This window comes from Desulfitobacterium sp. (assembly GCF_034927245.1).
Classification (GTDB): domain Bacteria; phylum Bacillota; class Desulfitobacteriia; order Desulfitobacteriales; family Desulfitobacteriaceae; genus Desulfitobacterium_A.
In genome coordinates this window covers 12,981-34,149 of sequence record NZ_JAYFQK010000051.1, presented here as the reverse complement: position 1 = coordinate 34,149, position 21,169 = coordinate 12,981, and the positions used below count along the sequence as shown (strand labels likewise).

22 protein-coding genes are annotated in these 21,169 nt (G+C 42.5%); 13 read left to right on the top strand and 9 right to left on the bottom strand.

Going from position 1 to position 21,169, the window contains the following annotated elements:
* Positions 1 to 107: 107 nt before the first annotated feature.
* The 4 genes from VB077_RS12910 (at position 108) to VB077_RS12895 (ending at position 4,581) form a co-directional block, all read left to right on the top strand.
* Positions 108 to 698: a TetR/AcrR family transcriptional regulator gene (locus VB077_RS12910; protein WP_323415657.1), complete on the top strand. Its 591-nt coding sequence runs from the start codon at positions 108 to 110 to the stop codon at positions 696 to 698.
* Positions 699 to 711: 13 nt separating this feature from the next.
* Positions 712 to 2,409 carry a PEP-utilizing enzyme gene (locus VB077_RS12905; protein WP_323415688.1) on the top strand — a complete coding sequence of 566 codons (1,698 nt, stop codon included), beginning with the start codon at positions 712 to 714 and terminating at the stop codon, positions 2,407 to 2,409.
* A gap of 24 nt (positions 2,410 to 2,433) precedes the next feature.
* Entirely contained in the window at positions 2,434 to 3,345 is a 912-nt protein-coding gene (locus tag VB077_RS12900; RefSeq protein WP_323415656.1) for a PEP/pyruvate-binding domain-containing protein, read from the top strand.
* Between the two features lie 720 nt (positions 3,346 to 4,065).
* The gene (locus VB077_RS12895) at positions 4,066 to 4,581 is read left to right on the top strand and encodes a helix-turn-helix domain-containing protein (protein WP_416337062.1); all 516 of its coding nucleotides are present in this window, start codon (positions 4,066 to 4,068) and stop codon (positions 4,579 to 4,581) included.
* Positions 4,582 to 4,809: 228 nt separating this feature from the next.
* On the opposite strand, the gene VB077_RS12890 is transcribed toward VB077_RS12895, so the two are convergent.
* Positions 4,810 to 5,187: a pyridoxamine 5'-phosphate oxidase family protein gene (locus VB077_RS12890; RefSeq protein ID WP_323415654.1), complete on the bottom strand. Its 378-nt coding sequence runs from the start codon at positions 5,185 to 5,187 to the stop codon at positions 4,810 to 4,812.
* 241 nt (positions 5,188 to 5,428) lie between these two features.
* On the opposite strand from VB077_RS12890, the gene VB077_RS12885 reads away from it, so the two are divergent.
* From VB077_RS12885 to VB077_RS12875, 3 genes are all read left to right on the top strand, one after another.
* The gene (locus VB077_RS12885) at positions 5,429 to 5,938 is read left to right on the top strand and encodes an Rrf2 family transcriptional regulator (RefSeq protein WP_323415653.1); all 510 of its coding nucleotides are present in this window, start codon (positions 5,429 to 5,431) and stop codon (positions 5,936 to 5,938) included.
* A gap of 136 nt (positions 5,939 to 6,074) precedes the next feature.
* Complete coding sequence (locus VB077_RS16645) at positions 6,075 to 6,485, top strand: hypothetical protein (RefSeq protein ID WP_416337061.1); 411 nt, start codon at positions 6,075 to 6,077, stop codon at positions 6,483 to 6,485.
* 127 nt (positions 6,486 to 6,612) lie between these two features.
* On the top strand, positions 6,613 to 6,786 hold the full coding sequence (locus VB077_RS12875) for a hypothetical protein (RefSeq protein ID WP_323415652.1): 174 nt from the start codon (positions 6,613 to 6,615) through the stop codon (positions 6,784 to 6,786).
* 62 nt (positions 6,787 to 6,848) lie between these two features.
* On the opposite strand, the gene VB077_RS12870 is transcribed toward VB077_RS12875, so the two are convergent.
* From VB077_RS12870 to VB077_RS12845, 6 genes are read right to left on the bottom strand one after another with little or no spacing between them, the layout of a single operon-like run.
* Complete coding sequence (locus VB077_RS12870; protein ID WP_323415651.1) at positions 6,849 to 8,096, bottom strand: polysaccharide deacetylase family protein; 1,248 nt, start codon at positions 8,094 to 8,096, stop codon at positions 6,849 to 6,851.
* Positions 8,097 to 8,118: 22 nt separating this feature from the next.
* Positions 8,119 to 8,766 (bottom strand): DedA family protein, encoded by a 648-nt coding sequence (locus VB077_RS12865; RefSeq protein WP_323415650.1) that lies wholly within the window; start codon positions 8,764 to 8,766, stop codon positions 8,119 to 8,121.
* Positions 8,763 to 9,425 (bottom strand): VTT domain-containing protein, encoded by a 663-nt coding sequence (locus VB077_RS12860; RefSeq protein ID WP_323415649.1) that lies wholly within the window; start codon positions 9,423 to 9,425, stop codon positions 8,763 to 8,765. The genes VB077_RS12865 and VB077_RS12860 overlap by 4 nt, the downstream gene beginning before the upstream one ends.
* A 29-nt stretch (positions 9,426 to 9,454) precedes the next feature.
* Positions 9,455 to 10,378, bottom strand: coding sequence for a zinc ribbon domain-containing protein (locus tag VB077_RS12855; RefSeq protein ID WP_323415648.1), 924 nt, complete (start codon positions 10,376 to 10,378; stop codon positions 9,455 to 9,457).
* Positions 10,375 to 10,656: a hypothetical protein gene (locus VB077_RS12850; protein WP_323415647.1), complete on the bottom strand. Its 282-nt coding sequence runs from the start codon at positions 10,654 to 10,656 to the stop codon at positions 10,375 to 10,377. The genes VB077_RS12855 and VB077_RS12850 overlap by 4 nt, the downstream gene beginning before the upstream one ends.
* Positions 10,643 to 11,203, bottom strand: coding sequence for an RNA polymerase sigma factor (locus tag VB077_RS12845; RefSeq protein ID WP_323415646.1), 561 nt, complete (start codon positions 11,201 to 11,203; stop codon positions 10,643 to 10,645). Before VB077_RS12845 ends, VB077_RS12850 begins: the two co-directional genes overlap by 14 nt.
* Before the next feature lie 225 nt (positions 11,204 to 11,428).
* Here VB077_RS12845 and VB077_RS12840 point away from each other — a divergent pair, with 225 nt between their 5' ends.
* Complete coding sequence (locus VB077_RS12840) at positions 11,429 to 12,580, top strand: MGDG synthase family glycosyltransferase (protein ID WP_323415645.1); 1,152 nt, start codon at positions 11,429 to 11,431, stop codon at positions 12,578 to 12,580.
* Positions 12,581 to 12,650: 70 nt separating this feature from the next.
* Here VB077_RS12840 and VB077_RS12835 read toward each other — a convergent pair whose 3' ends face one another.
* Entirely contained in the window at positions 12,651 to 14,858 is a 2,208-nt protein-coding gene (locus tag VB077_RS12835) for a YcdB/YcdC domain-containing protein (RefSeq protein WP_323415644.1), read from the bottom strand.
* Between the two features lie 200 nt (positions 14,859 to 15,058).
* On the opposite strand from VB077_RS12835, the gene VB077_RS12830 reads away from it, so the two are divergent.
* The 5 genes from VB077_RS12830 (at position 15,059) to yqeB (ending at position 20,213) form a co-directional block, all read left to right on the top strand.
* The gene (locus tag VB077_RS12830; RefSeq protein WP_323415643.1) at positions 15,059 to 16,060 is read left to right on the top strand and encodes a deoxyguanosinetriphosphate triphosphohydrolase; all 1,002 of its coding nucleotides are present in this window, start codon (positions 15,059 to 15,061) and stop codon (positions 16,058 to 16,060) included.
* 196 nt (positions 16,061 to 16,256) lie between these two features.
* A complete protein-coding gene (locus VB077_RS12825; RefSeq protein ID WP_323415687.1) occupies positions 16,257 to 17,027 on the top strand; it encodes a DeoR/GlpR family DNA-binding transcription regulator in 771 nt (256 codons plus the stop codon).
* A 20-nt stretch (positions 17,028 to 17,047) separates the two neighbouring features.
* Positions 17,048 to 18,169 carry a DegT/DnrJ/EryC1/StrS family aminotransferase gene (locus tag VB077_RS12820; RefSeq protein ID WP_323415642.1) on the top strand — a complete coding sequence of 374 codons (1,122 nt, stop codon included), beginning with the start codon at positions 17,048 to 17,050 and terminating at the stop codon, positions 18,167 to 18,169.
* Between the two features lie 45 nt (positions 18,170 to 18,214).
* Complete coding sequence (locus VB077_RS12815; protein ID WP_323415641.1) at positions 18,215 to 19,384, top strand: DegT/DnrJ/EryC1/StrS aminotransferase family protein; 1,170 nt, start codon at positions 18,215 to 18,217, stop codon at positions 19,382 to 19,384.
* A 7-nt stretch (positions 19,385 to 19,391) separates the two neighbouring features.
* The gene (gene yqeB / locus VB077_RS12810) at positions 19,392 to 20,213 is read left to right on the top strand and encodes a selenium-dependent molybdenum cofactor biosynthesis protein YqeB (protein ID WP_323415640.1); all 822 of its coding nucleotides are present in this window, start codon (positions 19,392 to 19,394) and stop codon (positions 20,211 to 20,213) included.
* Between the two features lie 269 nt (positions 20,214 to 20,482).
* Here the strand turns inward: yqeB and VB077_RS12805 are convergent, their stop codons facing one another.
* Entirely contained in the window at positions 20,483 to 21,076 is a 594-nt protein-coding gene (locus VB077_RS12805) for a GerMN domain-containing protein (RefSeq protein ID WP_323415639.1), read from the bottom strand.
* Positions 21,077 to 21,169 lie beyond the last annotated feature (93 nt).

Here is a 21,169-nt window from a genome sequence, read left to right as displayed (position 1 = left end):
AGAGACATAATAAACTATATTCATTTTATATACAGAGTATATTAAATGAATTGAGTACACTATTCTTACCGGGAATTATATCTAACAATTCGAGGTGAAAGATGGGAATGAAATTAAGAGAAAAACAAAAAGCAGAAGTTAAATTAGCCCTCATAAGAGCCGGTGAAGAGCTTTTCAGGACTAAAGGATTTTCAGAAACAACAATCGAGGAAATTGCCGGAAAAGCCGGGGTAGCAAGGATAACCTTCTATAATTATTTTCGGACAAAAGAAGATTTAGCACTTGAGTTACTTTACGAGACAGATGAATTAACGTCTGTAAAAGTTGATGATTTTTTTGAAGCAACTCCAGGAACAGTTAATCAAATTCAGGCAATTATTACTAGTGCCGTCGAGTGGACCATAAAAAGACCGGAACTCTTCATGATCGCCGTAATAGAAAAGATGAAGCATGGACTAACGCCGGAACATCCGAACGGGAATCTCTTCCGAAGGATGATAACCGAAGCTTTCGAACGTGGTCAGATCGAGGGAGTTATAACGAGAGAAAGAAGTCCACAGGATCTTGCTCACGATATTGATGGGTTATATATGGTTCACATGGTGAGATGGTACTATTATGGCAAACAAAATGATCTCTTATCTACTCTTCTATCCGCAGTTAACACCTACTTATCAGGTGCGTTAATTAAACAGTAAAACATCTAAAAAGCTGGGGGAGGTAGAAAGTATGTCTCTTTGGGAAGCTGAAGGGTTTTGGATGCGAGATAATATTCATTGGCCGAGACCGGTACACCCACTTTTTGTCTCTTATGGACTCATTCCTGTTGAAGTCGGTTCAGCCCGTGCTTTTGAGGAATGGTCTATGCTTTCAGTTAAATATGCCTATCTTGTTCTTCATGGATATGTCTTTCAAAGTTTTGAACCCATTGGGGGAGATACTCCGCCGATTATGGAGCGGTTTCCATTCCTCTTTAATTTGTGGCGGATTAACCCGAAGCTCCGAAGCCGGGTCTTGGGTTTGGAAAAGTTTCTTAAGGAAAAAGGGTTTGAGAATCATGTCCATGCATGGAGGGATGTATGGGAGCCGGAGGCTCAGAGGCGACTCGAACCGATCCGAAGTTTTGATCGGGTAAACGCAAGTTTGGAAGAACTGGCCCATCACCTTGATCAATGCTATGACTTTTTATGCTGGGCTTGGAATCCTCATTGTAAAATTGTCGCGATCGGTATGTATTTTCGTGAGCGTTGGGTGGAGGTCTGTAAAAAACTTCTTAATTTAACGGAATTTGAAGCCTATGAGTTGATTCAGATTAATGATCCTGCAGTATTTAAGGCGACGAATCATCTCTTAACCTTGGCACGGCGTGCTGCCGCAGATCCAGAGGTTAGCGATATTTTGTCCTTACCTAGTGAAAAAGCACTCATAAGGCTATCTAATACTTGGTTTAAGAAAGAGCTCGATCAATTCTTAGATTCTGAAGGTGATCGGCCTGCGGATAGTTTTGAATTCGATCCTACGTGGAGAGAAATGCCAGAAATGGTGCTTGGGATTATTAAGGGATTAATGGAGTCTGATGACTGCCTGACCGAAGACTCTGATTTTCAAGCATACCGGCTTCAGCGAATCAATGAACTCCGCAGCACTTTAACGGGAGAGGAGCGGGAAGAGTTCGACGTCTGGCTAGAATTAGCAGAGCAAGCTCAGCCTTTATCCGAAATCCATGACTACTTGTTAATGAACGTTCCTCTTAGTCATACGCGTTATGATGCAATTGAGGCCGGCAGAAGACTCGTTCAAGAAGGTATTCTTGATTGTCCTGAGGACACTCTATTCCTATACCGGGAAGAATTACTTTCAGTCCTAAGAGGAAAATATAACCTTTCCAGCTTAAAAGGATTGGTGGCTGAGAGAAAGACAGAACACACCAACAACTTCTCGTTAGTGCCTCCACGAACCATTGGGAAAATGCCAGCCGAACCCCCTTGGAGTGTATTTCCTCCTATTGTTGCAGAGATGGGGAAGATTTTGATGAAACAAGCTTCCCTTCTTGAAGCGCCGCAGGGAGCGCAAGAGCTGTCCCCTGAGGGAGAGTTGTTTGGTACCCCAGGTTCTCCAGGAGTTGCCGAAGGACCCGTGCGAATTATTCATACGGCTGAGGAGTTCCATTTAGTTCAAGAAGGGGAGGTCCTAGTTTGTCCGTTAACTACTCCGACTTGGACGGTACTCTTTCCCTATGTGGCGGCCTTAGTTACTGATTCAGGTGGGATGTTATCCCATGCGGCGATTGTTTCCCGTGAATACAGACTTCCTTCGGTAGTCGGAACAATTAATGGAACAAAAATCTTGCATAATGGTCAACATGTTCGCGTGGACGGAGCCGCCGGCAAGGTTCAAGTTATAGATTGAAAATAGCTAATGGAGAATAATGCGATGAAATATATACGGTTACTTCAAGAATTAAAAAGAGAAGATCTATCATTAGCTGGCGGAAAAGGGGCTAATTTAGGCGAATTAGTGTCAGCAGGAATGAAAGTACCCCAGGGCTTTGTTCTGACCGTTGAAGGATACCGTCGTTGTATAACGAATGTCCATCTACCGAAAATGAACGTCAATGACTTACCGGCTTTAGAAGATGTAACGTTGAAGATTCGGATGGAAATAGAAAATGTTAACTTACCTGCTGAGGTCACAAAAGAAGTCCTAGAAGCTTATAGGAGGATGGGAAGCCCTAAAGTTGCCGTTCGTTCCTCGGCTACGACTGAAGATCTCCCCAGTGCAAGTTTTGCGGGTCAACAAGAAACTTATCTAAATATCCAAGGGGAAAGCGCAGTTCTTGATACCATAAAAAAATGTTGGGCTTCACTTTGGGCGCCCCGGGCGGTGCAATATCGTTCCTTCCAAGGATTTGGAGAGAGTGATGAGGTTGCTCTTGCTGTAGTTATTCAGGAAATGGCACCGCACGAAGTCTCAGGAGTGGTCTTTACAGTTAACCCTCTTTCAAATGACTCAGATGAAATAACCATTAATGCAGTACACGGTGTCGGGGAAACTTTGGTTCAAGGCGAAATCGTTCCTGATCAATGGTTTGCCAGACGTCCTGATGGTGCAGTTCTTAAATTTATTCCTGCTCCGAAGAAGGGGCAATCACTTTCACCCTTCATTCGTACACAGCGTCCTACCAGAGGATGTTTAACTTCCCAACAGGTTCGCGAGTTGGCCTGTCTTTGTCTTCGGATAGAAGAACATTTCAATGGAGTACCTCAAGATATCGAGTGGAGCTACGGTTTAGGGGAGTTTTACCTGCTTCAAAGCAGACCCATTACGACACTTAAGGACTTGTGATTCTGAAAAAGCAACATTGTTAAACAAGGGACTTCTTTGATTATTGTCATCTTCTTTCCATTACTTAAAGCACAGGTAGTTAGCCTGTGCTTTTAATTTTCTTGGTAAGGGAGGTGGATAAAATGCGCTAGAAAAAAAGGACACTAATGTTCTATTTCAATTTCGAACAACCATCCATGAATAAATTAATATTAAGGGAGATTAGATATTATGACACATAGCGTTCCTCCCTATTTTTTTATAATTTGCCGAACTATCGAATCCTCAAAGTTAAAAGGTAATTGCTTGCAATTGTTGAATAGGATATAAAGTAACCATTTTAAGTGCGTGAGCGGGTTTGAGGGGGATTCTTTATGGGTAAAGATTACAAAAGACTGTTGGGATCTTTAGGTATCATATTCTTATCTGTATTGCTTACCTACAAACTTCCACGCATCATTAGTAACGGTCGGCGTTTTAGGAATAGGCATAGCAATATATGTCGTATCCCGTATACGAAAAGCTAGATTCTAATAAGAATACGACATATCACAAAGGATAATTATATAACCACTGCCTAATAAAGTAGCTTAAAATAAGACTTGCAACTGTCAGTTGCGAAGGTTCAAGGTCTGTTTGGTAGAATGCAACCAAGCAAAATACTAAACTAAAAGCAACAAACAGGAGGTGGTCTTTACGACTTTTGGAGAAAAACTACAAATACTAAGAAAATCAAAAGGTATGTCTCAGGAAAAACTAGCGGCACAAATTACCGTATCAAGACAAGCCATTTCGAAGTGGGAACAAGGTGAGTCATTGCCAGACACAGATAATGTCATTCAGTTAAGCAGGTTATTTAGAGTGTCTATTGATTACTTGCTTAATGATGAATTTCAAAGCGATAATGATATACCTGCCGTAAAAGGGAATAGCGTTTATTTGAATAATATTTACCATAAAAGATTACTAGCGATAACAGCCATCATAATTGCTAGTATTGGGGCGGTTGGTATTCTTGTTGTATGGGTACTTTCCACGATGATAAAGGTCCCTGTTACAAAATCTCAAGTAATGCCAGACGGAACAATAACATATTATGGAGGCGGAGATATTCTAGGATACAATTTTTGGGCTTTCATTTCGGAGTATAGGCTGATGGCAATTTTCTGGATACTGTTAGTTTTTCTGATTGCAGGTATAGCTTTGCTTCTTAAAAGATTTAAAAAATATAGTAAGAAAACAGGAAAAGACGGGTAAGTTCCTTATGAGCATAATCTTTAGGTGCTTATATATCACATTTCACTAATTTTATGCCGCGGGAGTCTTAGGCACCGTTTAAGGCAGCGCTGTCCTTGGCGCGGGTGGAAATCCTGGGGTATTGCTTCGCGGTAGTAGGAAAATGATCATTAAGAAGAAAAGACAGTGAAATTATTATAAATTGTATAACGAAAGTCCCTACCATTTGGCAGGGACTTACTTAATAATTTAAATGCCTTGTTTTGCAGATGTAACGGTAATCTCTAATACTCTGCTTAAAAACGAGAATTTTTCTTTCATCATATCATACTCTGGACCAGATTCCAGGTATTTAGCAGTTCCTTCTACAACAAATCCTGTTCCTTGATAATCTTTGTAGCCTAATACTTCTTTGCTACCTAAAGCCATCTTGATTTTATTATTGGCATTTACATTTTTTTCTGTTTTACGGAATCCATACGCTGGAATTAATATCCTTTCATTATCAGTAACGACTAAATACGTATTCCAAGTGTTAGCAATGTGTGGTTCAGGTGAATCTCCCCATGATACCACGGTAACTACGCCTTCATGCTTTAATACATCATGAAATTTTTCCGTAAGCATTTCTAAATATCCTCCTTGTATTAAATAATATACGTTATCTTTTTTAGACTTCAAGCAAAGAAATTATTCCTCTTAAGTATATTATAGATAACTGTTATCTGCAATTCATTATAGCTTTATCTTTTTGAAAGTCAATATTAAAAAGAATATTATAGATAAATAATATCTATAATATTGCCAAATAGGTATTTAAATTGATATTATTATTTCTATAAAATCGCTTTGGGGAGGTTGGTTTTCATTGCAGTTTTCTATCGGTGTTGAGTACGCATTGCATTGTCTATTATATATGGTAGATATTCCGTCAGGAAAATCTATCGGAATTAAGGATTTAGCCACATATCAAGGAGTGTCAGAAAGTTATCTATCAAAAGTATATACAAAATTAAGAAAATCAGGCATTGTCAAATCAATTCCAGGTGTAAATGGAGGATATGGGTTAGCCCGTAATCCTGAAAACATTACATTTTGGGATATAGTTGAAGCAGTAGAAGGAAGTTCATCGTTATTTCAATGTACAGAAATTAGGCAAAATGAACTTTTATTAGATAAGGATAATTTACCTGATACGCATACAAAATGTCCTTGTTTGATAAAAGTTGTAATGCTAGAGGCAGAAGACCAGATGAGACAGTACCTACAGAATAAGACTTTAGGATGGTTACATGAGCAAGTAAAGAATAAGATTCCTGAGGAACATTCAAAAAAGACGATTGAATGGTTTAACAATATTAAGTCAAGGCAAGTTTAAGAAGCTCAGAAATAGAGCTCATTATAACGTGCGTAATTGAAATGTTTCGTAAATGTCCAGAACGTTAATGCGTACTTTTCCTATTTTGTGCAGTTAGTCAGGACGTATAATTTAGCCACAAAGGAGACTGGAAATCATGCCACAAATTATTCCGATTAGGGATTTGAAAAACACAAGTGAGATTTCTCGAATGTGTCAAGCGTTCGACGAGCCGATTTTTATTACCAAAAATGGTTACGAAGATATGGTTATTATGAGTATGAAATTATATGAAGAAAAAATGTTCATGCTCGACGTATATAGTAAACTTATTGCTGCTGAGGAACAAATAACGGAGGGCAAAATACTTGACGGTGAGGCTTCTTTAAAAGAAATAAGAGAGAAAATCGGAAAATCGAGAGCACCGGAAAGTATGCTTCGGCTACGGGAAAATCTGGTTGCAGCAGAGGAAGGCCGGTTGAATGGAAAGCCGTCCCATTCCATTGATGAGGTCTCAGATATGATGAAAGCTGCCGTCCAAGAGGTACTAGATGGACAGCGAAAATAAACGGTGCACCGTAGTTATTTCTGATGAGTGCCAGCAAATATTGGTATCTTAGGCACGGTTTCTGGCACAGGTTAGTGGGCATGCCGCCATGCGTTTAATTGAAAACTTTCAGGTAAGGGCAAAGTCATTGGAACAATTTCAGGAAAGAAATCCATGGCTGATAGACCCGCTGATTCCGCCTGAAAAATACCGAAAACTCTTGTTCGAGAAATGGTATCTTCTGATCTATCTGATCAAGGAAAACACTGTGTATGTGGACGCGGTTGTAGACACCCGCCAAGACTATGGCTGGTTATTGTAAAATGGGTACTGTCACTTAATGATATAAGCGGCGGTACCCATTTTAGTGTCCTTATTACAGCCTCAGTTATCCTGCAGCCAGCGTTCTAGGAAGCTATCTCTGCTTACCCAGACAAACTTCGGGTCGCCCAGACGTGTCATTTGGTGTGCTGTGCCCTGGGGACTGTAAACACGCATGATCATTCTTTGTATCGTACCGATCCAGCGAACGGAAAAATTCGCGGGAATCTCCTGAACATTAAAGCCTAACCCCTTAATACCGCGGTTAAGTAAGGTAACACCGCCCAAAACACGGATATCTTGATAATCAGGATTCTTGGCGATATAGTCGGCGAGCAGGGGAAGAGAACCGCGAACGCGGCGCAAGGCTTCGATGGCTATTTTTTGTGAATCGGTCTGCATCATCTGTAAACGGGCATTATCTAAATGGAGTTCACCGATAATATCTCCGTCTTGAGCCCAAATTACCCCTTGTTCATCCTTAAGATCCGGCCCGTGATATTTACTTTTGGAGATCCTAAATAGACTTGCAGCATTAATTCGAGTGATCTTGTTTTGATGAGCATAAAAGTTCTCCCATTTTTCCCAGAGACGGTAAACAAGGCGGCGGAGCCAAGTCCAATCGGGAAGATTAAGGGGAAGAATAGGAAGTTTCCTTTCGGCGGGAATTCTTTTCAAGAGCAGTTCAACGGCTTGTAAGGTGTTTTCTGGGGCTCCGGCCCCTCCGCCGCTGTCATGCATAACGATGATTCCACCCTCTCGAATGGCGTTCAAAATATGCTTGGCGATTTGTTCGGGGTTTTTTTGAACATCCCAGTCGTGGCCTTCGGCATTCCAAAGGATGGCCTTTTTTTTATGAGATTTCAGCCAAAAAAAGGTGAAAAGATTAAACGTTCCCCACGGGGGGCGAATCCACTGAATCGGTTTACCGGTGATGCGCTCTAGAGTAGATATACCTTCAGTCCAGGACTGCCAAGTTTTCCAGGGACTTATAAACCAAGCATATTTATGAATTTGACAGTGGGAGCCAATTTGATGACCGCGTGCCGCGATCTCTTGAACAAGTTTCGGATGTAGAGCAGCCCTTTCGCCGACAAGAAAAAAAGTAGCTTTAACGTGATAACGGTCCAGTAGATCGAGGAGCCGTGGCGTATATAATGGGTCAGGACCATCGTCAAAGGTTAAGGCGACTCCGGGCCGGTATTGTCTTTTCCAGGCTCCGATTCCCAGCCGATGGAGAAACACATCGGGAATTACCGTATAGATAAAGAGGATAAGAAGGATAATGATAAGAGTAATTTTCCAACTCATGCTTTGGGTTCCCTTCTTTTATTTATTCCTTTTGGGGTTCCATCTTATTTTTGATATAGGTGACGAATATGGGGATCAGGGAGACGACAATGATCCCCATGATGACTAAGCTGAAATTGTTTTTCACAAAAGGAATGTTTCCAAAGAAATACCCGCTGTACAGGGCGATGCTGACCCAAGCGATGCCGCCGATGGCATTAAACCGAATAAACCGGGAATAAGGCATTGAACCCACACCGGCAACGAAAGGTGCAAAAGTGCGGATGATCGGGATAAAACGGGCAATAATGATCGTGGCACCACCATGCTTATGAAAAAAGGCTTCAGTGCGATCAATGTATTCTCTCTTTATAAAACGGATATCTTCATGGGCGGTGACTTTATCCCTCAAGAAATGTCCAATCGTGTAATTGACAGTATCGCCCAAGATAGCCGCGATACAAAAGACAAGGAAAATCGGGATAATTCCTATGGAACCTACTGACGCCAAAGCTCCTGTAGCAAAGATAAGCGAGTCACCCGGTAGGAAGGGGGTAACGACAAGACCCGTTTCGCAAAAAATAATGACAAAAAGGATTAAGTAGATATAAAGACCATATTCATTCATATAATAACCCAAGTGCTGATCCAAGTGGAGAAAAATATTAACAAAATTCATAAGGACACTCATTCTATTGCTCCTTTGTGTGTATTCGTTTGTTTGCTTAATAAATAGCTGACTCCCCATAAAGCGAGAAGTGCAGCAGCGCCGACTATGAGCCAAATCCAGGTTGATTTGGACACACCCTGATAAATAAGCGCGGTTCCCAGATAATAGGGGATGATCGATAAAGCCGCTGTCCAGATATAGGGCCAAAGTTTTACAGAAGGTAAAACGCCGGCGATATAGTTCACCGCAAAAGCCGGAATGGGGAGAAGACGGGCAATAAATAATCCTAAAGTGCCTTTTCCTTCAATCCAGTGATCCACCATTTCAAAACGTTTGGGGGTAATCAAGTGCATGAAGAAGCTTTTACCGTAATAACGTGCAAGATAATAGATGACACCGGAGCTTATAATTGAACCTAACCAGGCGTAGAGTGTTCCCCAAAAGAGGCCGTAAATCTTAAGCAGGAGAATAAGGAACCCTTCGGAAGGTATTGGAGTCATCGTGAGCGCTCCGATGAGGAGGATGGCAAACAAAATACCGCCGATCCCCCAGAGTTGGATCAGAGCAGAAAGCTGACCTTGACGGTCGAGATAGAAGAAGAGGATAATCAACGCGGTCGAGAGGATAAGGATTAAGGAGAGCCCAATATAATTTTTGGTCTTGTTTTTTTGAACTTCCAAGTTATTTATCACCTCTATTGATTTAATAATCAATCAATCTTATTCCCGCAGCGGCCGCAATAGATGTCCCCTTTACTGATCAACGCCTTACAATAGGGACACGCTTTATTAATTTCGGTTCCGCAAAAGCTGCAGAATAAATTGCCTTTATTTTGTAAAGCTCCGCATTTATGGCAGGTTAAATTATTTTGATTATAAATGAGATAAACAATAAGTCCAACCAAATTGGTTATTAAAATAAGTAAACCCCATAATGAAGCGTTTAACTTTTTTCGTCCCGCATCCTTATAAACCCAAAGTGCCAAACCTATCCAATAGAAGGCTAAGATCAATCCGAGTATGACACCCGTTAACCCAAGAAGAGTTTCCGCATTCGGTATGGGATTAGCTGTCCTGATCATAAGAATTTTGTTTTGGGTGCTTCTGTCGATTAAATAGTTCAGTAATAAGACCTGTTTGGAATTAAAGTCGGTTTCGCCGGACAATTCGTCTTCAATTGACCGACTCACTTCTTGTTCCTTTTGGATATAATCTTTATTCAAGATCATATTTTCAGCTTTTACAACCTTAAAAAGCATATTGGGATTATCCCTATCCTGCAGATAGCCGCTTCTCATTCCATAGGGGACCAATTGCAGCTTTTCCTTATCATCGATAAGGTTATTATTCGCTTTAAAAAGAATTGTATTATCTTTATCCAAAATAATGACGTTATCGATGTCCTTAGAACTTGCAGCCAGATTTTGTAATTGGTTTTTTAACGGATCAGTGATCCCTTCTTTCTTAATACTTTCGGCTATCCTTTGATAATTCGCAACCATTGTGATTTTATCGCGGGCAACATACGCTATACTTGATAAGCAAAGGATTAAAAGAATCCCGGAAATGATCAGGTAAGTCGAAGTTGCCTTTTTGAAATTGAGCTTTTCTATAAAGTATTCAAACTTGTTCATCGCAATATTCCTCCCCGATTAAAATTAAGTACGAATGGGATTAAAAGAGAAAAGGCCAAAGCCTGATAAAGCCAATAAATCAATAAGAAGTTTACGTTAAATACTTTAAAAATGGCTTGTAAGAAAAACGAAAAGAAAATGAGCAGGCAGCTCAGCAAAAAAATGTTCTGTAAGCGCCTCTCTTTCTGTTTTTCTTTAAGCTCAATACACTTAAGATCGATTTCCCTATCCAAGGAAGCGAGTAAAACCGCTGTTGCTCTTTGATCAATATCTTTCATCGTCATCACCTTTTCCCCATTTTTTTCTTAACTTAACAATTCCGTTATGAATTCTGCTTTTTATCGTTTTCGGTTCAACGTGAAGTGCTTCGCCGATTTCTTTTAGACTTAAACCTTCGATATACTTCAACTTTATGGCTATCCTTTGTTCCTCCGGAAGCCCCTCGAGGTCAGCTAAAATGTTTTGGCTATCTAATTTGTTAATAACTGTATCCGCTACCCGGGTATTAACATCCTCAATATCGAACGTTTCGGAAATAGGAACGTTTTGCATCGTTCTTTTTTCTTTTCGAAAATAGTCCAAGCCGGTATTCTTAGCGATCGATATGATATAAGTAGAGAATTTGGCCTGACCTGCCGGGTCAAATTTCTCAATATTGCGGATAACTTTTAAAAACGTTTCCTGGGTTAAGTCTTCGGCAATCTGATCGTTTTGAGTTGTTTTGACAAGGAATTTATAGACATAGGGGTGATAGCGGCTGATCAGAACTTGGAAGGCCTCTTTGTCCCCTTGCTGGCACTTCTTTATTAAGGTGTTGTCCTCCACAATCTGCGATCACCCTCGATCTTTACCGATTCTGCATAATCATTATAGCTATTACACGTTTTAAACCCCAAAAAGTTTTAATTGCAACCAGACTCTTTTTTTGACGTGTAATAAACGTACCGGTGCTTAATGTTGTATATCATCAACTGTTCTAGGGAAAAATATAAGGACTATACCTAAAGCAAAAAAGTATATAAGTCATTTCAAGCGAGGGAGGTTCGCGGGATGAGCCAATTACGTGTATTAGTTATATCAGCCAAGTTTGGCTGCGGACACGTTAAAGCAGCCGAAGCGGTTATCGAAGCTTTAAAAGATAAGAAACCCAATGCAGAGATTATTCATGTCGATTTTGGGGCCTTTTTGAATAAAACCTTAAACTCAATGATAAGAATCACTTACATCGATATGCTTAAATATACGCCTAAACTATGGGGGAGATTCTATTACAAGACATCGGAGATCTCACCGGGTTCCATATTTCAACGTTTTTTAAATGGTTTGGGCCGCCGTGAACTTCTCAACTATATTAATACTTTACAACCTGACCTCATCATATGTACGTATCCGACGATAGCAGGTGTTCTTGCACAGCTTAGGGAAAAACAAGAACTTATTATTCCTTTGGTTACGATTGTGACGGATTATGCGATTCATAGTCAATGGGTTCATTTTGGAATTGATTTATATATTGTCGGTTCCCAAGACGTCGCCGAGGGTTTAGTCAATCGAGGAATTGATCCGGATCGTATTAAAATTACAGGAATTCCGGTTAGTCCTAAATTTGAAGGCGAGTTGAATCGGTCGGAGTTAATTAACAAGTTGGGGTTTAACCCGAATCAACCCACGATTTTGGTCATGGGCGGGGCTTACGGCGTTTTAGACAATGCGGCACGAATCTGTCAAAGGATTAATGAATATAAAACGCCTATCCAGTTGATTATGGTTTGCGGGAGGGATAAACGGTTATACCGCTCTTTGCAACCGATGGCCCAAAAGCTGAAAAATAAGGTATTACTTTTAGGCTTTGTGCAAAATGTTGAGGAACTTATGACGGTTTCGGATCTGGTGATCACTAAAGCCGGCGGTCTAACGGTAACGGAAGCCTTAACGAAAAAAATACCGATGGTCATTTATAAACCTATACCGGGCCAAGAAGAAGAAAATGCGAACTTCCTAAAAAGGGTTGGAGCCGGCAGAATCGCCGGGACCGAGGAGGAACTGGATCAAATCCTCAGTGCTCTTATTGTGAATCAAGAGGAAAGGAAAAAGATGTCCCAAGCTGCTTCAAGCGCTATACCCGGTCATGCCGCCGAAAAGGCCGTAAACTTCATGCTTGAGTTAATTAGCGATTGGGATAGGATACAAAAGGTTTCTTAGTTCAAGGGCATGCAAAAGGAAGGCCAGAAAAAATATCTGGCCTTCCTCTTTCTAGGGACACTTTCGAGAATCAACGCTTGGATAATAATTTCAGGGCGGGAACCAACGCTTCGGCTGCTTCAGCTCGTGTTGCATTTTGGTAGGCTCCGATGATTTTGGTATCCTCGGGGAACATTCCTAATCCCCAAGCCAGGGCAACATATCCTAGCTGGTTATCGGGTATTGCTTGGGCGTCGTCAAAGGGGACATGGTAAATATTTCTAATTTCTGCGGAATCTTTCATGTCAACGAACCGAATCATGATTTTGGCTAAGAGTAACCGATTAATCGGCGAAGAAGGAGAGGCTACTTCTCCTTTTTCGATCCACCCTTGATTAACCGCTTGGTCGAGAACTTCCTGATCTTTGTAAGAGGGGATGTTCGGCGCGTTTCGAGTGGCGATTAACATGGCCCTAAAAAGTGATCCGGCGGTTATGACTTCATTGGGATGAAATTCATTGTCATATTCGCCCAACAAACCGGCAGTTCCTAAAAGACGAATTTGACTTTCAGCGGGATTTCCCTTGATATCCGTAAACTCATGGGAACGAATCCACTCCGACTGGCGAAGCCCATTCCAGTCAAGAAATTCTCCGGTATGGGCATCAAGCGTACTAAAAGGCGTTTGATCGGAGCGGGGCACATAAACTAGCTTCGTTATTGCTTGATCCGGGTCGGTGGAAAGCGTGGTATAAGCTAACATGAAGGGATGCTGTTCTAAGAAAAGATCCGCCGCTTTCTGGAGATCAAGAATATTATCGGGCTTTTCAAAATCAAAATCGGACCACATCAATTGGTAGCTTACAATATTTTTGGAAACGGGATCAATGGTTATATACATGCCATTGCGACTAAAACGAATACCATTCACGACTTGAGAGAAGTTGAAAGATTCAAAGGGATTGCTAGAGATAAACCCTGGGTCACTGGATTCAACTTGTGAGAAACGCTGGGGTTGGACCTTTTGCAGAAACTCTGTTGATATTTTTAGAGCCTCTTCACGCGATATTTTGGAGGATGGAGAGGTTGGCATCGGAAAAGGAGAAGTTCGACTGAATCCGATCAGTTCCCCTGTTTTGGCATTGATTTGAAGATGCAACATATCACTCGGCCCTTGAGGATTCGTTCTGAGCTGCCAATCTAAGCTCCAATTATTTCCCTGATAAGGATCGAAAGAAAGATGAGCCCCCCCCAACGTATAATCCTTTGGAATTTCAACCCACTGTTTAGCGGCCTCCACGGCCTCATCCTTGGTTAGCAGCGTTTCATCGTTTTGGGGATCATTAACCTCATCTTTCGTCGGCCTCTTCATTTCCGGAAGGGAACCGGCGGATGTGGTGACACCATAGCCGGATATTTTCTTTTGCGGTTCCTTTAGATCCTCCGCGGTCATCGGCTTTCCTGTCAAAGCATCAATGGCACCGCCGTAGATATATTTTGGACTGAATTGATAGACTAAAGAGGCGTGTTGCTTGGCTTGTTGCTTTTCCGATGGCGTGTTTTCCCGGGGTTTATACGGTGCAAAGTATTGGAGTTCGAGCATTGGAGATTGTCTAAAGACCGTATTCGCCTGATCTGCGGAGATGATATTTTCAGGCTTGGGAAAGTCCGATGTTTTCGTCCAGTTTAAACGATAGCCGATCGCTTGACCATTATCCGCACGAACGTCAACGGTCACACCGTTACTTAAAAAAGGAATTCCGTTGACTTTTCTAACCCATCGAAAGGTGTAGCTTAAGGCATTGCCCTTGCTGATCTGAAAAAGGTCCTGGGTAGATTGCAGCTCTAATTCGGGAAGGTATGGACCGGCTAAACGTTGAACGAGTTGGGTGGCCGTTAATTGGGCGTCTTCTCTTGAGACTCCGGGAATCCAGGACCCGCGCCTATTTGGGAAGGGGCGATCAAAAACGTTCATACCCGTAATCTCACCGGTTGAAACATTGATTTGAACCTGAAAATTCCCGGCCCCATCTGTCGAGTTCCAGTTCAAATAATAATACTGCTCGTTATTCATTTCACCAAAACCTGTATTGAACTGACTATAATTATTTGGGATATCAAAGTTGGCTTTGGCTATTTCGACGGCTTTGTCTAAGGAGATGGGATGGTTAACCTGTACCTCTTGCTTAGAAATCGTTGCAGGAATCTCCGCCCCCAGGGCGGAAACAGGGAAAAAAGTATTGGCCATGATCAAAGATACCGTAACCAAGGGGACCGCGCACCGGAAGACTTTTCTCATAAAACCCTATCCTTCCTTTCTACCAAAACATAACAAAATTAATGATATATGGTTTTTCGCCATTGCGGTTGTAGATTCCTCCTTTTTCAAAATATTCTATTTATATAAAGGCTTTTGCGATGGACAGCATTCAAGCGTAAAGTATAATATAATGAAACTTATAGAAGAGTTCTAAAAACAGATACAAGGGAGCGATTAGGGTGGAGACGATTCGTGAACGGACAGAACGCGAAGAGCAGGAGCGTTTATCACCATACGCAGCTAAAAGTGCACAGGCTACACGTGAACATGAGGAGACCGAATGTACGATCCGGACCAAATTTCAACGGGATCGGGATCGAATTTTACATAGTAAGCCCTTTCGTCGGCTGAAGCATAAAACCCAGGTCTATATTGCCCCTGCGGGAGATCATTATCGGACACGTATGACACACAGCTTGGAAGTGTCACAAATATGCCGGACGATCGGGCGCGGGCTTAAACTGAATGAGGATTTGATTGAGGCGATCGCGCTTGGACATGATGTCGGACATACACCATTCGGTCATGTCGGCGAAGAGGCTTTGCGAAAGATTATCGGGCATTTTGAGCATAACGAACAATCCATCCGCGTTCTTACGTGTTTAACGAGGGAAGGAAAAGGATTCAATCTAACCAAGGAAGTGTTAGACGGCGTTCTCAATCATACAGGAGCAGGGATTCCCTTTACCTTAGAAGGTCAAATCGTCAAGACCGGGGATAGGATCGCTTATCTTTGCCATGATTATGATGATGCTTTGCGGGCAGAACTATTGGTCCCCGGTGACCTCCCCGAAAATGTCCGCCTCGTCATAGGGCAGACCCCGAGTCAGATGATTTCAGCGATGGTGGTGGATATGATTGAAAGCTCCCAAGGGCAAGACCGAATTTATCAATCACCGCGCGTCCATGCGGCGATGCAGGAATTTCGCAGGTTTATGTTTACCTGTGTTTACGGCAGCGAAACATTGAAAGAGGAACGGCGTAAAGGCGAATATGTGGTTCAGGCGCTGTTTCATTACTATTTTGAGCACATCGAGCAGCTTCCTAATGATTATTTAGCCTTAGACGGCGAGGATAGGACACGTGCCGTTGTCGATTATATTTCAGGACTTACGGACAACTATGCGATCTCCCAGTTCGAAAATTTCTTTGTACCAAGGCATTATTCTAATGCTTATTAATATTTATTCCGATCTGTTATTGTGATTCAATTGAGCATTGAGAGCCGGTATCCTTCCAGAAGAGAAGGGCCGGCTGTTATTTTTGCTAACGGAATAGCGTCAGATCTAATAAACAGCATATTATTGAAAGATACTGCATATAAAACTGTACAAACGTGCATAAACGTGATATAACAAAGCAAGGGAGGTGTTGAGTATTTTCGCTGAGGAACGTCAAGAGCAAATTCTTGCAAAGGTAAGATCGCTGGGAAGAGTCCTAGCCAAAGACCTTGCGGAAGAATTTCAAGTTTCCATTGATACGATACGCAGGGATCTCACCACAATGGAAGAAAAAGGCCTGCTCAAAAGAACGCATGGAGGAGCCGTGCCTCTATCAAAGGTGAGAAGATTCCCGATGGATGAACGGATTCGATACAGTGAAGGAACAGAGCATCAAAACGCAGTAGCAAAGCTTGCCGTATCTTTTATTGAGCAAGGTGACACCCTATTTATCGGTGGGGCCAGCATTCACTATATTTTACTGAAGTATCTGCCCGTTGACAGGGAGTATACAGTCATTACCAATTCACTTGTTATTGCTGAAAAATTGAAGCACTATAGCAATATTGATACCTATATCGTCTGCGGCAATGTCAAAAGTGAAGAAGGTATTGTTGATCCGATGGCGACGGAATTTATCAGAACCTTACGGATTGATACGGCTTTTTTAACCGGCGGCGGAATTTCTGCCAAACACGGACTGAGCAGTTCAACTCCGGAAGGAGCCATTTTTCAAAGAGCGGTAGCTGAAGTCTCTCATCAAACAATCTGCCTGGCGAATTTCGACAAAGTGGGAACAGAATTTTTCGCGCGAACGATTGATTTAAGAGACTTGGATATTCTTATTACGGATTGGGAAGCACCGGATGAAGAAATTGAGAAAATCCAAAAGTTAGGTGTTAAAATCGTTATTGCTCAAGAGAATTAAATTAAGAAAGGATACATAAAATGAAAGTCAAATTTTATGATTCAAGCCGGGAGTATCACGAGAAAAAAGATGAATTCAATCAGGCGATTCAGTCCGTTCTTGAAAAGGGAAATTTTATCCTCGGCAACCAAGTGGCAGAGCTTGAAAATGAAATCCAGAACTATTGTCAGGTGAACTATGCTGTTGGGGTAGCATCGGGAACTGACGCACTCACCATAGCGTCGGATATTCTGGGGTTTAGTGATGGGAAAGAGGTTATTACTTCGCCATTTACTTTTCTGGCCTCAGCTTCTTGTATTTCAAAGCATAAAGGACGTCCCGTTTTTGTGGATATCGATGAAGAGACCTTTGGAATTGATGTGAATAAGATCGAAGAAAAGGTTAACGCCAATACAGTCGGAATCCTGCCGATACACTTGTTTAACCAGATGGCCGATATGGATCAAATTATGGATATCGCCAACCGGCACCAGCTAAGGGTGTTGGAAGATGCCGCAGAAGCCTTTGGTATGCGCTGGAAGGGCAAGGGCAGCGAATATAAGCATTCCGGAACGATCGGTGATTTTGGGGTCTTTTCATTTTTCCCGACCAAAACCCTTGGCGGCTATGGTGATGGGGGAATGATCATTACGAATAATGCGGAGCTTGCCCAAAAAGCCAAACAATATCGGGTACATGGGGCTTCCAAGAAATACTTCTATGATAACGTCGGTTATAATTCGCGCTTGGATACTCTTCAGGCTTCGGTATTATTGATCAAGCTGAAATATATTGATGAGGCAATCCGTAAGCGTGAGAAGATTGCTCAACTGTACATGGATCGCTTAAGTGACTGCGAAAATATTAAGTTCCCGAAAATTAAAGGGGAGCAAAAATCCGTTTACTATGTGTTTAACATATTGGCCGAAAGGCGGGATGAACTTGCCGCATATTTAGCTGAAAATGAAATCGGATATAGCATTTATTATCCTCGTCCCCTTCATGTCCAAACCTGTTTTAAGGATTTAGGGTATAAAAAAGGAGACTTCCCGGTTGCCGAGAGGATAGCGAATGAGATCATTGCCCTACCGATCTATCCCGAACTAACAACGGATGAAGCCGAGTATGTCTGCGCGAAAATTAAAGCGTTTTACAAGAAATAAAAGCTCAATGTGAGAAGTGTAAGATAAGAAAGGAAGTTGAAGATAATGCTTAAAAAAATACCGTTTTCCCCGCCGGATATTACTGAAGAAGAAATTGCTGCCGTTTCGGAGGTGCTGCGCTCCGGTTGGATTACCACCGGTCCGACGACAGCTAAATTTGAACAAGAATTAGCAGCCTATAGCGGGACGAAACATGCCATTGCTTTAAACAGTGCGACAGCCGGCATGGAATTGATCTTGAAGGTTTTAGGCATCGGCGGGGAGGACGAAGTGATCACCACGCCTTATACCTATGCCGCAACTTCGAATGTCCTTGTCCATCGCGGAATAATGCCGACCTTTGTGGACGTAAAGAAAGACAGCTTCTTAATCGATGAACAAAAGATTGCGGATGCCATCACGCCGAAAACGAAGGCAATTATGACAGTGGACATTGCCGGAGTGCCAATGGATTATGATGCCGTTCGCAAGGTCCTGAAGGATAAAAATCGCGAAGATATTGTTTTGATCTCTGACTCCGCTCATTCCTTTGGGGCAGAATATAAAGGACAAAAGGTCGGGGGACAGATGGACTTTCATGTATTCTCGTTTCATGCCATCAAGAACCTCACGACAGCAGAAGGCGGAGCCATAACATATAACGACAATTGCTTTAGAGGCAAGGAAGATTTGTATAAAGAAATGAAATATACATCCTTGCAAGGCCAAACGAAGGATGCCTTTTCGAAAATGCAAGCCGGTGCGTGGAAATATGATATCGTCACTGATGGCTTCAAATGCAACATGACCGATATTATGGCTGCGATCGGCCGGGTACAGCTCAAGCGTTATGAAGGAATGTTACGAAAAAGGGCCCAGATTCATGCGGCATACAACCAAATTCTCGGTTCTAAGGAATGGGCGATTCTTCCCTTTGAAAAGAATGATGAAATTCAAACCAACTATCATTTATATACCTTAAGGCTAAAGGGCTTTAGTGAAGAACAAAGAAATCGGGTCATTTCCATGATGGGCGAAAAAGATATTGCCACTAATGTCCACTTTATGCCGCTGCCGATGTTTACACTCTATCGGAACTTTTATACGATTCGCGATTATCCCAATGCCTATGCCCAGTATGCCAATGAGATTACCTTGCCGCTGTATTCCAAGCTATCGGTTGAAGATGCTGAATACGTTGCCCAAGAGCTGATCAAGTGTGTTGAAAGGATTTAGATGCAGGATGAACAATAATCCTAAGTTAACAGGTCCGATCGTTCTTGTTCGCGGTGCGGGAGAACTGGCAAGCGGTGTAGGTTGGGCTCTCGCCAAAGCAGGTTTTAGAGTGCTGATGACAGAAGTTGAACGCCCTTTAATGGTACGATGGCCGGTGAGTTTTGGAACTGCGGTCGAAGAAGGGCAATGGAGTGTGGAGGGGATCGTCTCGCGGCGAGTATCCGCACCGGAGGAATGTGAAAAGCTCTGGGAAAAGGGGGAAATCCCCATTTTGATAGACCCGCAGTTGAACGTATTAGTTGGTCTTCAACCCGAGGTTCTAGTCGATGCCATTCTGGCTAAACGCAATCTGGGAACGCAGATGCAGATGGCTCCGCTCACCATCGGTCTTGGACCGGGTTTTACAGCGGGAATAGATGTTCACCTTGTGATCGAGACAAACCGCGGACATAACCTTGGGCGGATTTTCACCACCGGAACTGCCGAACCGAATACAGGAGTCCCGGGAGATGTGGCGGGCTATAGCCGGGAACGCGTTGTTTATTCACCCCATGCAGGCGTATTTCAAGCCCAACGTAAAATCGGCGAACAGGTTGCGGCGGGCGATCTCTTAGGAACAATCGGGGAGGAGAAGACACCTGTGACTTCCTCTCTCAATGGTGTATTGCGTGGTCTGCTGCGGTCAGGCGTTTATGTTGATCAACACGTCAAGGTAGGGGATGTCGATCCGCGGGGAAATAAAGAATACTGTTGGAGCATCTCAGAAAAGGCGCGGTCAATCGGAGCGGCGGTTGTGCTTAGTATTTTGGAGTACAAACATAAGCTGTAAATGGCTTAGACTTATTGAGAAAAAACTTCAGATAAAGAAAACGGGACTGTTGCAAAAAACAGTCCCGTTTTCGTGGTGAACCAGTCCCAGAGCGCCGGAGTACGTGAGTCTCCGGTGACGAAACTCCCCACTGGAGAGTTTCGCCGAAGTCGCCTGCTTATAAGAAAGCTTCAGACGGCAAAGGGATTCACGCCCGAAGGTACGGATATGCGCGAAACTACACGACCATGGGCTTTACGATGCCCCTTTTTTAACAAGGGCTTTTGCCCTTATTTTTTGATTAAACTCTCATCTCGCGTAAGAGGGCTTGAGGTATCGACTTCTCCAAGGATAGCAATCGTTTTTTCCCCGTTTAAGAGAAATTCTACACTTTGAATATTCGGCAGCGCAGTTAAGGTGTTGACAATGCTGTAGAGAGTCATCAATTCTCCGGTACCGCCTCCCTTAAAATTGGACTTGAATTCTTTGGAGAGGTTGATTGTAGCGACACCGTTCTTAACCGAAGAACTCAGTAATTTCGTTCCCGAAGGGAGGACTTGCTCAAGACCGTTTGGAGGATTGCGAAATTCATCAAAAATCGCGGGTATAATTTCTCCGTTATTGACCTTAAGCGAACGCTGAACAGGAGCTAGACCGCTGGCATCCGATGTTGGAAAGTAGAGCGTTACATTCGTGGCTTGTGCAGTGTCCGACGGCGTAGAAGTATTCCCGGATGACGGGTTTTCATTAACATCGGTATTTTCCTGTTGTGTTGTTTTATCACTTTGGGTTTTAAGGTTGCTCGTGCCACAACCGGTTATCCCCACCATCATGATGAGGAGGGTGATAAGAATTATGGCGAGTGGCCGTGACTTTTTTAACATTAAATTTCCGCCTTTCATATGTAGTGAAGAATTATCCGATATCCGATTTAATTGTTTAAGATATTTTAACATGTTTTAGAGACGAAGTTAACT

What these genes read in the sequence shown, in the direction of transcription:
- VB077_RS12865 (WP_323415650.1), bottom strand. Translation starts at nt 8,766, where the DNA reads ATGAGTGTCCTTATGAATTTTGTTAATATTTTTCTCCACTTGGATCAG.
- VB077_RS12850 (WP_323415647.1), bottom strand. Translation starts at nt 10,656, where the DNA reads ATGAAAGATATTGATCAAAGAGCAACAGCGGTTTTACTCGCTTCCTTG.
- VB077_RS12910 (WP_323415657.1), top strand. Translation starts at nt 108, where the DNA reads ATGAAATTAAGAGAAAAACAAAAAGCAGAAGTTAAATTAGCCCTCATA.
- VB077_RS12895 (WP_416337062.1), top strand. Translation starts at nt 4,066, where the DNA reads ATGTCTCAGGAAAAACTAGCGGCACAAATTACCGTATCAAGACAAGCC.
- VB077_RS12900 (WP_323415656.1), top strand. Translation starts at nt 2,434, where the DNA reads ATGAAATATATACGGTTACTTCAAGAATTAAAAAGAGAAGATCTATCA.
- VB077_RS16645 (WP_416337061.1), top strand. Translation starts at nt 6,075, where the DNA reads ATGCCACAAATTATTCCGATTAGGGATTTGAAAAACACAAGTGAGATT.
- yqeB (WP_323415640.1), top strand. Translation starts at nt 19,392, where the DNA reads ATGAACAATAATCCTAAGTTAACAGGTCCGATCGTTCTTGTTCGCGGT.
- VB077_RS12840 (WP_323415645.1), top strand. Translation starts at nt 11,429, where the DNA reads ATGAGCCAATTACGTGTATTAGTTATATCAGCCAAGTTTGGCTGCGGA.
- VB077_RS12805 (WP_323415639.1), bottom strand. Translation starts at nt 21,076, where the DNA reads ATGTTAAAAAAGTCACGGCCACTCGCCATAATTCTTATCACCCTCCTC.
- VB077_RS12835 (WP_323415644.1), bottom strand. Translation starts at nt 14,858, where the DNA reads ATGAGAAAAGTCTTCCGGTGCGCGGTCCCCTTGGTTACGGTATCTTTG.
- VB077_RS12815 (WP_323415641.1), top strand. Translation starts at nt 18,215, where the DNA reads ATGCTTAAAAAAATACCGTTTTCCCCGCCGGATATTACTGAAGAAGAA.
- VB077_RS12820 (WP_323415642.1), top strand. Translation starts at nt 17,048, where the DNA reads ATGAAAGTCAAATTTTATGATTCAAGCCGGGAGTATCACGAGAAAAAA.
- VB077_RS12855 (WP_323415648.1), bottom strand. Translation starts at nt 10,378, where the DNA reads ATGAACAAGTTTGAATACTTTATAGAAAAGCTCAATTTCAAAAAGGCA.
- VB077_RS12890 (WP_323415654.1), bottom strand. Translation starts at nt 5,187, where the DNA reads ATGCTTACGGAAAAATTTCATGATGTATTAAAGCATGAAGGCGTAGTT.
- VB077_RS12870 (WP_323415651.1), bottom strand. Translation starts at nt 8,096, where the DNA reads ATGAGTTGGAAAATTACTCTTATCATTATCCTTCTTATCCTCTTTATC.